This window comes from Cupriavidus sp. 96C5-1 (genome assembly GCF_057798855.1).
Genome location: NZ_JBYOJU010000009.1, coordinates 84,252 through 97,674, shown reverse-complemented (window position 1 = coordinate 97,674; position 13,423 = coordinate 84,252). Strand labels below are relative to the sequence as shown.

Here is a 13,423-nt window from a genome sequence, read left to right as displayed (position 1 = left end):
GCGCTCAGCCGACCAGTTTCTTCAGGATCTCGGCCTTGGCGGTGTCGAAGTCGGCCTGCGAAATCAGGCTTTTGTCGAGCAGTTCCTTGAGCTTCTGCAGGCGCGCGGCGGGATCGTCGGCTGGCGCCGCTGCCGGAGCCGCCGCTGCGGCGGGCGTGGCGGGTTGCGCGCCCGCGGCGGCGGCACCCAGCCCGCCGGCCATCGCCTGCCCCATCACCGCGCCGGCCGCCAGGCTGGCGCCCAGGCCGGCCACGCCGCCCTCGTTCTGCGCGGCGAGCGGGATCGAGGTGGCGACCTGGTACTGCGTGTACTTCGCCATATCCCCCATCATGCCCATCGAGATACGGGTGTCGATGGCCTTCTGCAACTCTTCCGGCAGCGACACATTGGTCACCGCGAAATTGTCCAGCGCCACGCCGTAGCGCTCGAATTCCGGCGCCAGCCGGTCGCGGACGGCCTGCGACATCAGCGCCTGGTTGGCGGCCATGTCGAGGAAGGGCACCGAGGCGCCCCCCAGCGTGGCGGTCATGGTGGCGACCAGCAGGTTGCGCAGCTGCTCTTCCACCTCGTCGCGGGTGTACTCGGCGCGCGTGCCGCTGATCTCGGTATAGAACTTGCCGGCATCGGCGATCTTGTACGAGTACAGGCCAAAGGCGCGCAGCCGCACCATGCCGAAATCGGCGTCGCGGATGGTGATGGGCTGGGCGGTGCCCCACTTGCGGCCGATCTGCAGGCGCGTGCTGAAGAAGTAGACGTCCGACTTGAAGGGCGACTCGAACAGCTTGTCCCAGTTCTTCAGGTAGGTCAGCACCGGCAGCGTCTGCGTGGTGAGCTTGTACATGCCGGGCCCGAACACGTCGGCGATCTTGCCTTCGTTGACGAACACCGCCATCTGCGACTCGCGCACGGTCAGGCTGCCGCCGTACTGGATTTCCATATCCTCCATCGGGTGGCGCCAGGCCAGCACGCCGTCGCTGTCCTCCGTCCACTGGAGGATGTCGATAAACTGCTTCTTGATGAACGATCCGATGCTCATGGCTAACCTCTGGTTCTCAGCAATGTTCCGGCAGGTGGGGAAGGTCCGGCAAATCAGGTCAGGCAGGCGGCGTTGATGGCGCCGACCGTCACCGAGATGGCGCCCATCAGCCCGCCCATGCCGACATTGTTCGACTCGATCGCGGCGTCCATATCGGGCAGCGCGCGCGCCAGGCCCGCGTAAGCCAGCGCCTGCACCAGCATCGCGCCGACCGACCACACCAGGAACATCAGGAAGGTGTCGTTGTGCTGGATGCTGGAGGACAGCGTAAAGCAAAAACCGATCATCGCCCCGGACAGCGACAGCGCCGCCGCGAGGTTGCCCTGGCGGATCAGCGCGAACTCGCGGAAGGGCGTGATCCTGGTGTAGACTCCGACGAACACCGCCAGCAGGGCGAGGCCGGCCAGCAGGTGCAGCACGTAGGCGTAGATGGCTAGCATCGTGGTAATTCTCCGGCTGGTTCTACGACGGTGTTCCGGGCGGCGGCAACGATGGCGGCAGTGGTGACAGCGGCGACGGCAACGATGGTGGCTGCATGTTGTTGGCGATATCGGCATTGTTGGCAGTTGGCGCCCAAGTATATCCGTTGTCCATTTCGGGTCATCACAACTTTCTCAGCGCTTTTTCCTGTTTGCCAGGCGTGCGCGCGTCGCGCGGCGGCCCGCCTGAGCGTTACGCCTGCCCTGCCCCCGGCCTCCTACCCGACCCCTTTCCCCCCGATGCGCGACCGTACCCTTGTTCTCTCGGTGTTGATCGTGGCGTCCTGCGGGCTCGGCTACGAGCTGATCGCCGGCGCCCTGTCCAGCTACCTGCTGGGCGACTCCATCCTCCAGTTCTCCTCCATCATCGGCTGTTACCTGTTCGCCATGGGTGTGGGTTCGTGGCTGTCGCGCTATGTGAAGGATGAAGACGTGCTGGCGCGCTTTATCGATATCGAGATCCTGATCGGCCTGTTGGGCGGCATCTCGGCGGCGCTGCTGTTCGTGGTGTTCGCCTGGCTGTCGGCGCCCTTCCGTACCGCGCTCTATGCCATGGTGTTCGTGCTCGGCGTGCTGGTGGGCATGGAGATCCCGCTGGTGATGCGCGTGCTCAACGCGCGCCGCACCGCCTTCAGCGAACTGGTCAGCCGCGTCCTCACCTTCGACTACCTCGGCGCGCTGGCGGTCTCGCTGGTGTTCCCGCTGGTGCTGGCGCCGCGCCTGGGCCTGTCGCGCACGGGTTTCCTGTTCGGCATGCTCAATGCCGGCGTGGCGCTGGCCACCATCCATATCTTCCGCGCGGACCTGAAGCAGGTCATGGCGCGCATGCTGCGCGCCTCGCTGGTGCTGGTACTGCTGGCGGGCGGCTTCCTGGCCTCCGGCCGGCTCACCCACTGGGCCGAGCGCGGCATGTTCGGCGACGAAATCATCCATAGCGAAAGCACGCCCTACCAGCGCCTGGTGATCACGCGCTGGAAAGACGACCTGCGCCTCTATATCAACGGCAACCTGCAGTTTTCCTCGCGCGACGAGCATCGCTACCATGAGGCGCTGGTGCACCCGGTGCTGCAGGCGCTGCCGTGGGCGCGCCGCGTGCTGGTGATCGGCGGCGGGGACGGCCTGGCCGTGCGCGAGATACTCAAGCACAGGAATATCGAGCACGTCACGCTGGTCGACCTGGACCCCGCCATGACCACGCTGTTCTCGCGCAGCGCGCCGCTGGTGGCACTGAACCAGGGCTCGCTCAAGGATGCGCGCGTGCAGGTGGTCAACGCCGACGCCGCGCAATGGCTGGAGCAGCGCAACGACATGTTCGACGCCATCATCGTCGACCTGCCCGACCCGTCCAACTTCGGCCTGGGCAAGCTGTACTCGGTGCCGATGTACAAGCTGGTGTCGCACCACCTGGCCGAGAAGGGCTATGCGGTGGTGCAATCCACTTCGCCCTATTTCGCCCCGCGCTCGTTCTGGGATATCGACGCCACGCTGCGCGAGGCCGGGCTGCATACCTGGCCTTACCATGCCTATGTGCCGTCCTTTGGCGAGTGGGGTTTCATCCTGGCCGGCAAGCGCGCCGACTACGCGCCGCCGACGCGCTACGACGTGCCGCTCAGGTTTCTCGACGCCGACTCCACCGCGCTGATGTTCCGCTTCCCCGCCGACATGGCGCCGCGCGCGGCGCAGCCGAACCGGCTCAACGAGCAGACGCTGGTGCACGATTTCGAGCAGGACTGGCGTAATGTCATTCGCTGAAACCGAAGGGCACTGGCCACCGTGTCAGCAAGCGCAGCCGCGATGGACCGCCGCCGCTTCCTGATCGCCGGGGCGGGCGCCGCCGGCTTCAGCCTGCTTGCCGGTTGCGACCGGCTGGGCGGCGAGACCAGCCGCTTCCTGGCCGGCGTGGGCCTGCGCGAGCCGGCGCCGCTGGTGCTGCGCCCCGGCATGGCCGAGGGCCACGCGCTGCGCGACGCCGCGCGCTGGCCGGCGCCGCAGGACGAGATCGTGACCGAAGTCGCCATCCTCGGCGGCGGCGTGGCCGGGCTCAGCGCCGCATGGCAGCTGGCGCGCGGCGGGCTGCACGATTTCCTGCTGGTGGACGGGCCGGAGTTCGGCGGCAACGCGGCGGCGGGCAACTTTGGCGGCATCGGCACGGACGACCTGCGCTTCCCGCGCGGCGCACACTATCTGCCGCTGCCGTCTGCCGAATCGACGCATATCCGCGAAATGCTGGCTGACACGGGCGTGATCCTGCGCGATCCGTTCGCCGCGCGGCCGGACTTCGACGAGCGCGCGCTGGTGCATGCGCCGGACGAGCGCCTGTTCTTCGACGGCAAGTGGCGCGATGGCTTGCTGCCCAGCGATGCGGTGCCGGATGCGGAGGCAACCCAGCATGCGCGCTTCCTGGTCCGCGTCGGGCAACTCAAGAGCGCGCGTGGCAGCGACGGCCGCAAGGTCTTCGCCATTCCGCTGGCGCTGGCCTCGCAGGATCCGGCCTGGACCGCGCTGGACCGGCAGAGCATGCGGCAGTGGATGCTGGCCGAAGGCTATACCTCGCCGACCCTGCACGGCTATGTGGACTACTGCTGCCGCGACGACTACGGCGCCGGCCACGACCTGATCTCGGCCTGGGCCGGCCTGCACTACTTTGCCAGCCGTGCCGGCCATGCGGATAACGCCGCCGACGGCGCGGTGCTGACATGGCCGGACGGGTTGCACACGATGGTGACGCGCCTGTGCGCCCGCATCGACGCATACCGCGCGGCGCAAACCGGCGCCCGGCCCTGGCGCCGGCCCGGCATCGCCCTGCAGGTACGGGAACAGGGCCGGGAAGTATCGGTGCTGTGCGCCTGGTGGCCGCAGGGTGCACCCATATCGGCGCCGCGCACCTGCCGCATCCGCGCGCGCCGCGTGATCTGCGCGATGCCGTTGCATGTGGCGGCCCACGTGGCGCCGCTGGGCGAGTTCGGCTTCGACCCGGCGCGCCACCTGCCGCCCACCGCGCCGTGGATGGTGTCGAGCTTCCGGCTGCGCGGTTTCCCGCCGGAGGCGCCGGGCGTGCCGCTGGCCTGGGACAACGTGGTGCACGGCGGGCGCGGGCTGGGCTATGTGGTGAGCACCCACCAGCTGATCCGGCAGGCGAAGCCGGCGGCCACGGTCTTCACCGCCTATTGCCCGCTCGACGCCGCCGCCGCTGCGGGTGGCCCTCCCCGCTCGGTTGCCGACACACGCCGCTGGCTGGCCGAAGCCGCGCCCGCCGAACTGATGGACTACGCCACCACGGATCTCCACACGGCTTACGGGCGCGCGTTCTGGCGCCACGCGGATGCGGTCGAGATCACCGTGCGCGGCCACGCCATGGCCTCACCGCGAACCGGGTTTCTCGCCAACGCCGGCGCCACGGCGCTGCGCGCGGCCGACGGCCGCATCCTGTTCGCTCACGCCGACCTGTCCGGGCTGTCGGTGTTCGAGGAAGCCGCGTGGTGGGGCACGCGCGCGGCAAGGACGATTCTCGATTAGCGCGTCACCGGGTGGCGCTTGCGCGACACCATACCGCGCCAGCGCATCCTGTAGAATTCTTGCCAAGGATTCGTGTCGAATCCCGCAGACCCAGCGATCTCCAAAGCCCCCTTATCTACGTGCGCGCCATCCGCTTCCTGCTGTTGCTAGTGATGCTTGCCGTCCTGCCCTTCCAGAGTTGGGCAGACGCACGCGCGTGCGCGGCCGGCAATGCAACGCTGGCCAGCGGCGCAGCGCCGCAGGAGGCATGCAACCTGGTGATGCAAGCGTCGCGTGACGATGCTTCCGCCGCCGAAGCCGCCGACGAAAGCCACACCCACGCGGCCGTGCCTGGCGATGCCCCGGGCCCGGCCGACGCCGGCGACGCGCAAGACCCCTCCCAGTCTGGCGCCGACCTCGCGGAATCCCTGCTGCCGGCCTCGCCGCTGCGCTTTGCCGCCGGGCTCGCCCGCAGCGGCGCGCCGGCGCACCGGGCAGGCGTACTGCCCGACCCCGACCTCCCCCTGCAGCAGCGCCCGCCCAGCGCCTGAGCGCTGCGCGCGCCCGAAGGCGCGCCCTCTTTTCCTTGCCCATTGCCGCGGGTACTCCGGCGCGCGCTTGCCATGGCGCGCCGCGCGCCCGCGCAGCACGCGCGATTCGCACGATCTGCACGAACCGCGTGCCCGTTTTCCCCACTGTACCGATCGGCTGCCGATCGATTTTTCCTCACACAGAAAATGAAACGCGTCCTCCTGTTCCTGGCGACCAACCTCGCCGTCATGCTTGTCCTCAGCTTCACCGCCAGCCTGCTGGGGGTGAATCGCTTCCTGACTTCCAATGGCCTCAATCTCGGCATGCTGCTGGTCTTTGCCGCGCTGATGGGCTTCGGCGGTTCCTTCATCTCGCTGCTGATGTCCAAGACCATCGCCAAGTGGTCCACCGGCGCGCAGGTCATCACCCAGCCCGGCAACGGCACCGAGGTCTGGCTGGTGCAGACCGTGCAGAAGCTGGCCGACCGCGCCGGCCTGCCGATGCCCGAGGTTGCCATCTATGAAGGCGAGGCCAACGCCTTCGCCACCGGCGCCACCAGGAAGAGCTCGCTGGTGGCGGTGTCCACCGGCCTGCTGCAAACCATGTCGCACGACGAGGTGGAAGCCGTGCTGGCGCACGAGGTGGCCCACATCGCCAACGGCGACATGGTCACGCTCACGCTGATCCAGGGCGTGGTCAACACCTTCGTGATCTTCCTGGCGCGGGTGGTGGGCTATTTCGTGGACTCGATGCTGCGCAAGAACGATGAAGAATCGAGTGGCCCCGGCATCGGCTACATGATCACCGTGGTGGTATGCGAGATCGTGTTCGGCGTCCTGGCCAGCATCATCGTGGCGACCTTCTCGCGCCATCGCGAATACCGCGCGGATGCCGGCGCGGCCAGGCTGATGGGCACTCCCACCCCGATGGTGGCGGCGTTGCGCCGCCTGGGCGGCCTGGAGCCGGACGGCCTGCCGCAGAATATGCAGGCGATGGGCATCGCCGGCGGCAAGTCGTGGCTGTCGCTGTTCTCGAGCCATCCGCCGATCGAGCAGCGCATTGCGGCGCTGCAGGCCCGGGGCTGAGCAGGGGCTCAGGGCGGGCGCTTCGCGGGCTGCCGTGCCGGATCGGCCGATGCCTCTTCTCCCCTCGCCTCCGGCTTCGCCCTGAACGCCGCCCTGTACCGCTCCGGCGTGGTCTGCATATGGCGCTGGAACGCCTGCCGCATCACGTCGGCGTTGGCAAAGCCGGTGGCGTGCGCGATGCCCTCCAGGCGCCGCCCGTTCTCCTCCAGCATGCGCCGCACCGCCTCTACCCGCAGCCGCTCCAAGTAGCGCGCGGGCGTTTCGCCCACCTGCCGCGCGAATACCCGGGCGAAGTTGCGCGGGCTCATCGCCACCCGTTCCGCCAGCACCGGTACCGACAGGTCGCGTGCCAGGTGCTCCGCCATCCATCCCTGCAACTCGCGCAGTTCCGGGTTTTGCGCGCTCTGTGCCTGCAGCAGCGTGGAGAACTGTGCCTGGTTGCCGGGACGGCGCAGGAACAGCACCAGCTCGCGCGCCACCGCGAGCGAGGCGGCGTGGCCGAGATCGTCTTCCACCAGCGCCAGCGCCAGGTCCATGCCGGCGGTGACGCCGGCCGAGGTGTACAGCTGCCCGGCGCGAATCCAGATCGGGTCGGGATCGACCTGCACCTGTGGATGGCGCTCGGCCAGGCGCGCGGCGTGACGCCAGTGGGTGGTGGCCCGGTGGCTGTCGAGCAGGCCGGTGCGCGCCAGCACAAAGGCGCCGGTGCAGACCGCGCCGAGGCGGCGCACGCGCGGCGCCTGCTCGCGGATCCAGGCTACCAGGCGTGCATCGTCGGCCGCTGCCGCATGGCCCGAGCCGCCGACGATCAGCAAGGTGTCGATGGGCCCGGGCAGCATCTCGCCGAGGCGGTGATAGGGCGCGTCCGCCAGCATCCTGAGGCCGCTCTCGGTACACACCAGGCCATCGTCGCGCACGCTGGCGACGCGGATGTCGTAAGCCTTGCCGGCGTCTCCGCCAAGCCGGTTGGCGTTACCGAATACCGCGGAGGGGCCGGTCAGGTCAAGCTCCTGCGCGGGATCCGGCGCGACCAGCACCACGATGCGCGGCGGATCGGTTGGCAGGGGAAAGCTGGAAGGCATGGACAGTGACCCGGGGCGCAAGAGTGAGCGCGCAGGCCGCCGGTCCCGGCGGCTGCGCGTGACGTGTCGCCGATCATACTGGCACACACCTTCATCCCGCCAGTATCGCGGCGCGCGGCGCGCGGCGCGCGGCGCTGCCAGCCCAGCGTGACCAGCAGCGCCACCGCCAGCGCGGGCAGCACGGCCAGGTTGACCGCTTGCCAGCCATAGCGGTACAGCACCTGCCCGGCCGCGAGCGTGGCCAGCGCGGTGAGCGCCGCGGCGGAGAATTCGGCCAGCGCCTGAGTGCGCGCGCGCTCGGCGGGCCGGTAGCTTTCCGCCAGCAGCGTGGTGCCGCCGACGAACATGAAATTCCAGCCCACCCCCAGGCACAGCAAGGCGGCGTAGAAGGCCGGCAGCGCGGTCGACGCCAGCGCCACCAGCGAACCCGCCGCGGCGAGGCCGATGCCGCACATCAGCATCGGCCCGCGGCCAAAGCGCTGCAGCAGCCAGCCCGAGAAGAACGACGGCGCGTACATGCCGACCAAGTGCCACTCGATGATCTGCGCGCCCTGGGTGATGGTGTGGCTGCACGCCACCGCGGCAATCGGCGTGGCGGTCATCACGAACATCATCACCGCGTTGCCGATGCCGTTGTTGGCAAAGGCGGCCAGGAATACCGGCTGCCGCGCGATCTCGGCCAGCGGGCGCGCCGGCAGCGTGGCGGCGCGCCGGCCGGCTGCCGCGGCGGCCGCCTGCACAGGCCGCTCGCGATAGCCGAAGGCCAGCAGCAATACCGTGGCCAGCCCGAACACGGAGACCACCGCATAGGACCCGGCGAAGGGCTGCGCCACCATCAGGTCGCTGCTCCACGCGGCGATGGCGGGGCCGCACACGGCTGCCACCACGCCGCCCGTGAGTACCGTCGAGATAGCGCGCGGCTTGTCGGCGGGCGCGGCGGCATCGGCGGCGGCCAGGCGGTAGAAGCGGGCGAAGGCCTGGAACACGCCGACCAGCGCGGTACCCACGCAGAAGACGGCGAAGTCGTGGTGCGCGATCGCCCACACCGACACCAGCCCGCCGGCGCAACAGGCCAGCCCGCCGAGGCAGAAGGCGATACGGCGGCCAAGGCGCTCGATCAGGAAGGCGGCCGCGATGGCGGTGAGCGCCGAGGCCACGGTGATCAGCGCGAACGGCAGCGTGGCCAGCGCCTTGTCCGGCGCCAGCGTGTAGCCGACCAGGCCGGTCAGCGTCAGGTCGACCGACAGGGCCGAGGTGAAGAGGGCCTGGCAGATTGCCAGGACCCGGGCCTGGGACATCGCGGGTGGTGCCATCGGGCGCTCCGTCGGAGGGCGTTGGGATGACACCGAGCGTAAGGAAAACGGCAGCGGGCCGACAGACAATGATCCGCAGATTCCTGCCAGGCATAGCGGTGGGCGTGCAATTCGCCTCCGCCGCGCCGGCGGATCCTGCCGGCGCCAGCGCCTAGTTGAACACGTCCTGCCGGTAGCGCCCCTGCGCCACCATCCCGGCCAGCCAGTCGGATGCGGCGGCCTCGTCCATGCCGCCTTGCCGCGCCGCGATCTCGATCAGCGTGCGGCGCACGGCGGGCGCCATCTGCCGCCCGTCGCCGCACACGTAGAAGGTGGCGCCGGCCTGCAGCATCGTCCATACCGCGTCCCGGTCCCGCCATAGCAGATGCTGCACATAGCGCTCGTCCTGCGCGCCGGTGGTGGAGTACGCCGCATGCGCCTGCACCACCCCTTCGGCCTGCCAGCGCGCCACGTCGTCACGATAGAGCCAGTCGTGCTCGGGATGGCGGCAGCCGTAGTAGAGGTGGCTGGCCGCCACCGTTTCCCCTGCCGCCTTCTGCGCCGCGCGTTCTTCCAGGAACCCGCGGAACGGGGCGATGCCGGTGCCCGGCCCGACCAGGATCATCGGCCGCGCGGGATCGGCGTCGGGCGCGAATGCCGGATTTGGCGTGCGGATCGCCGCTGCCACCACGGCGCCGGGCGCGAGCCCCCGCAGCCAGGTGGACGCCACGCCACGGAACATGCCGCGCCCGGACAGCGCGGGGGACCATACCGTGCCGACCGTGATGGTCGCCACGTCCGGCGACACCGCCGGCGACGAAGCGATGGAGTAGAAGCGCGGGCGCATCGCCACGGTGCAGGCCAGCAGGCCCGCCAGCGTCAGTTCGATGGCGGGGTGACGCGCCAGCACATCCACCAGCCCCAGCCGCTGCGACGCCACCTGCGCGGCGTAGCCCTGTTCCGCGTGGTCCGAGCCTAGCCGCTCCAGCGCGGCGCGCGTGACCGGGCAACGGGTGTATTGCAGCAGTGTGCGCAGCGTCTGCCGCGACACCACGTCCTGCAGTTCGACAAAGTGCGTCAGCAGTTCGCGCAAGGGCAGCGCTTCGTCCAGCGGCAGGCCGCGCGCGGCGGATGCAGGCGCGGCGCAGAGCGTGACCATGGCATCGGGATCGAGATCGAGCCGCTCGCACAACTCGCTCACCGTGGCGGGATGGTTCTGCGGATAGACGGCAAGATGATCGCCGGTGGCATAACGCGCTCCCTCCGGCAGCCGCAGCCGGATATCCCGCGTGGCGGTGCGCGGCGCTTCCTGCGCGAAGTCCCACAGGCCGGCGGGGTCGTTCACCAGCTCGGTGTTGGCCAGCACCGTGAACGCCTGCGTCGACGGCGGCAGCGTGCCCGCGCGGATGGTGGCGATATCGCGCAGCCGCACTTCGATACCGGCGGTGCCGGCCAGGTCCGGTGCCGCGCCCTGCTCCGCGCGCAGCACCTGCAGCGATTGCCATAGCGCGGCGAGCCACAGTTCCGCGGCCTGGTCGAAGTCGCCATTGCCGTCGGCCTCGCCGCGTGGCAGCAACGGCGTGGCGCCGGCGGCGGCGAAGAAGGCGTCCAGCCGCTTGGGGAAGGCCTGGTAGGTGGCCCACTGCGAGTTGCCGCAGCCGAGCACGGCATAACGCAGGTTTCCGGCACGATAGCTGCCGTGCTCCCCGCTGTCGAGCATGGCTTCGAAGCGCCGCGCCGAGTCGGGCGCGCGTCCGTTGTAGGTGGCCGCGACAATCACCGCGAGGCCCTCGCCGGGTAGCGCGCCCAGCGCCTGGTCGAGGTCGCGCAGCGTGGCATCGAAGCCTGCCGCCAGCGCGCCGGCGTGGACCTGCTCGGCCAGTTCGCGCGCGGTGCCCAGGCTGGAGCCGCACAACACGGCCAGCGGCTGCCCGTTGCCGCTCACCCTGGGACGCTCGGCCTGCACGCCGGGCGCGCTCGCCGCCGCCGCCGCGGCGATGCGCTCATGCGGGCGGCGCCGGCGCGCGCGCAAGGTGAACGCATCGGGCTTGAGCGTCAGTGTCTCCTTGATGCGGAACTGGTAGTCGTGCGGATCGCTGAAGTCGAAGTTGCGCAACATCAGGGCCAGCGCCAGCTTGGCCTCGGTCAGCGCGAACTGCCGCCCGATGCAGGCGCGCTCGCCGTTGCCGAAGGGCTTGTAGGCATGCGGATGCAGCGTGGCTTCGTTCTCGGGCAGGAAGCGGTCGATATCGAAGCGCTCGGGATCGGTCCACACCTTGGGGTCGCGATGCAGCGCGGTGAGCACCACCGAGATGCGGCGATCCTTGCGGATCCGGTAGCGCCCGCCGAGCAGGGTGTCTTCATACGGCGCCACGGCGAAGCCCGGCGCGGTGGGCCACAGCCGCAGGGTTTCCTTGAGCACGCGGTCGATCACCTGCAGGCGCGCCAGGTCGGCGTAGACCGGCGGCGCGTCGCCGGGCAGCACCGTATCCACTTCCGCATAGGCCTGCGCCAGCACGCCCGGATTGCGCAACAGTTCATACAGGGCGAAGGTCAGCATGCCGCTGGTGGTCTCGTGCCCGGCGATCAGGAAGGTAATGACCTGGTTGCGGATGTTCACGTCGTCCAGGCGCTCGCCGGTCTCGGGATCGCGTGCTTCCAGCATCAGGTTGAGCAGGTCGCTTGCCGGGGCCTGGCCGTTGCCCGCGGTGGCGCGCCGCTGCCTGACCACCTCGTCCACCAGATCGCGCATGAACTGCGTATCGGCGGCGAACTTTCGGTGCGCCGCGTGCATGAACCTGTCCTGCAGTCCGAAGCGGGTGAGCTTGCCCATGGCTTCTTCCAGCGCGCCCACCATGGCATCGATGAACGGATGGAGACGCGCGCTGGAGAAAGAATCGAAGTCATAGCCGAAGCCCGACAGCGCGATGGTATCCAGCGTCAGCCGTGTCATGTCGTCGGCCACCGCGATGTCGGTGTCGGCGCCCTGCCGGTTCCATTTGTCGACCAGGCGGTTGGCCACGCGCAGCATCACGTCGAAGTAGCCCTTCATGGCGCGCTGGCTGAACGCGGGCATCAGGATACGGTGCGCGCGGCCCCAGTTGGCTTCCTCGTTGTCCGCGGTGAACAGGCCGTCGCCAACCACGTCGCGCAGGTAGGACAGCGGCGGCCCGATGATCTTGCGGAAGCGCGCGCCGTCCGCGAGTTCCGCCACCAGTGCCGCAGCACTGACGAAGGGCACGCGCCGCCCGGCGAAATTCATCTCGAAGATGCCGTCGAAATGGCGGCTGCGTTCCAGCAGGTGCTGCGCGAACGCGCCGGACGGGATCTGCAGCAGGTTGCCCACCACCGGCCAGCCGGGATCCTGCGGAATGGGTTCGGCCGCATGCGCGGATGGCGCGGACAGGGTGGCGACGGGAGCGGGAGTGGATACGCGCTGCATGTTCATGGCACCAGGTAGTGGTCGGCGGCGGAACGCCGGGGTTGCACCAAGGGGCCCGCGGGCCGCCTCGTGTCTCGTGTTCGTTGTCGTCTCCGGTCCGTCCTCGCCCGGCATGGTGCGTGTTCATGCAGGCCGGCGTAGACAACCGTCTACTTTTGCAGCAAAGTAGACGAATGTAGACCGAGTGTCAATTCCAAACCGGATGCCGGCACGCAGGCGTATCCTGCACTCAACATTGACTGGCCTGACACCATGGACGACGTAGCCGGCGGTAAACGCAAACTGATCGACGCGGCACTGCGCCTGGCCGCCGCCCGGCGCAGCTTCGCCGGCCTCGGCCTGCGCGAACTCGCACGCGAGGCGGGACTCAACCCGAATACCTTCTATCGGCACTTCCGCGACATGGAAGACCTGGCGCTCACCGCGGTGGCGGAGGTCAGCAACGAATTGCGCCCCATGCTGCGCGCGGCGCGCTGGGCCATCGCGCGCGACTACCCCGGCGAGGTCGCCACACGGGCCTGCGAGGCGTTTTTCGCCTATGCGGAAGCGCATCCGGATGCCTTCTTCGTCGGCGTGTGCGGCAGCACCGGGCCGCAGCCGGCGCTGCGCGACGCGGTGCGCCAGTTGCTGGCGGACATCGCCGCGGAGATGGCGGAGGACATCGAGCGGCTGGAACTCTGCCCGGGGCTGCCGCGCCCGGTCATCGACGACCTGTCCGGCTACGTGGTGTCCTACCTGTTCCACCTGTCGACCGACTATCTCGAGGACGACGCCCGGGGCCGGCGCCAGCGCATCGAGCAATCCAGGCAATTGATCTGCTGGCTGCTGCGCGGCGCCGCGGAGCAGCAGCGGGCACAGGAATTGGCGCACGCGCAGCCTGCGGCGACGCGCAAGCGCAAGGCGCCGGACCGCCGGCCGCACTGAGCGCGGCAATCACGAGCACCGCGCACCGACACCGAGTCCCGATCACGGAGCAAGGAA

10 protein-coding genes are annotated in these 13,423 nt (G+C 69.5%); 5 read left to right on the top strand and 5 right to left on the bottom strand.

Translation table 11 applies throughout. The annotated features are described in order from the left end of the window. Positions 1–4 precede the first annotated feature (4 nt). Both AC3FOF_RS13155 and AC3FOF_RS13150 read right to left on the bottom strand, forming a co-directional pair. Positions 5–1,036 carry an SPFH domain-containing protein gene (locus tag AC3FOF_RS13155; protein WP_488726843.1) on the bottom strand — a complete coding sequence of 344 codons (1,032 nt, stop codon included), beginning with the start codon at positions 1,034–1,036 and terminating at the stop codon, positions 5–7. 53 nt (positions 1,037–1,089) lie between these two features. Then, entirely contained in the window at positions 1,090–1,476 is a 387-nt protein-coding gene (locus tag AC3FOF_RS13150) for a DUF350 domain-containing protein (RefSeq protein WP_017225340.1), read from the bottom strand. Positions 1,477–1,719: 243 nt separating this feature from the next. Here AC3FOF_RS13150 and AC3FOF_RS13145 point away from each other — a divergent pair, with 243 nt between their 5' ends. The 4 genes from AC3FOF_RS13145 (at position 1,720) to htpX (ending at position 6,626) form a co-directional block, all read left to right on the top strand. Next, entirely contained in the window at positions 1,720–3,267 is a 1,548-nt protein-coding gene (locus tag AC3FOF_RS13145) for a polyamine aminopropyltransferase (RefSeq protein WP_488726886.1), read from the top strand. Positions 3,268–3,309: 42 nt separating this feature from the next. Then, the gene (locus AC3FOF_RS13140) at positions 3,310–5,031 is read left to right on the top strand and encodes an FAD-dependent oxidoreductase (protein WP_488726885.1); all 1,722 of its coding nucleotides are present in this window, start codon (positions 3,310–3,312) and stop codon (positions 5,029–5,031) included. Positions 5,032–5,090: 59 nt separating this feature from the next. Then, the gene (locus AC3FOF_RS13135) at positions 5,091–5,561 is read left to right on the top strand and encodes a hypothetical protein (protein WP_488726842.1); all 471 of its coding nucleotides are present in this window, start codon (positions 5,091–5,093) and stop codon (positions 5,559–5,561) included. Between the two features lie 186 nt (positions 5,562–5,747). Then, the gene (htpX, locus tag AC3FOF_RS13130) at positions 5,748–6,626 is read left to right on the top strand and encodes a protease HtpX (RefSeq protein WP_017226010.1); all 879 of its coding nucleotides are present in this window, start codon (positions 5,748–5,750) and stop codon (positions 6,624–6,626) included. Between the two features lie 8 nt (positions 6,627–6,634). Here the strand turns inward: htpX and AC3FOF_RS13125 are convergent, their stop codons facing one another. The 3 genes from AC3FOF_RS13125 to AC3FOF_RS13115 form a co-directional block, all read right to left on the bottom strand. Continuing rightward, a complete protein-coding gene (locus tag AC3FOF_RS13125) occupies positions 6,635–7,708 on the bottom strand; it encodes a GlxA family transcriptional regulator (RefSeq protein WP_488726841.1) in 1,074 nt (357 codons plus the stop codon). Continuing rightward, positions 7,624–9,021 (bottom strand): MFS transporter, encoded by a 1,398-nt coding sequence (locus AC3FOF_RS13120; protein WP_488726840.1) that lies wholly within the window; start codon positions 9,019–9,021, stop codon positions 7,624–7,626. Before AC3FOF_RS13120 ends, AC3FOF_RS13125 begins: the two co-directional genes overlap by 85 nt. 151 nt (positions 9,022–9,172) lie before the next feature. Beyond that, positions 9,173–12,442, bottom strand: a complete 3,270-nt coding sequence (locus AC3FOF_RS13115; RefSeq protein WP_488726839.1) for a bifunctional cytochrome P450/NADPH--P450 reductase — start codon at positions 12,440–12,442, stop codon at positions 9,173–9,175. A gap of 252 nt (positions 12,443–12,694) precedes the next feature. Between AC3FOF_RS13115 and AC3FOF_RS13110 the strand changes: the two genes are divergently transcribed. Next, on the top strand, positions 12,695–13,366 hold the full coding sequence (locus AC3FOF_RS13110; RefSeq protein ID WP_276266267.1) for a TetR family transcriptional regulator: 672 nt from the start codon (positions 12,695–12,697) through the stop codon (positions 13,364–13,366). The last annotated feature ends 57 nt before the right edge of the window (positions 13,367–13,423 follow it).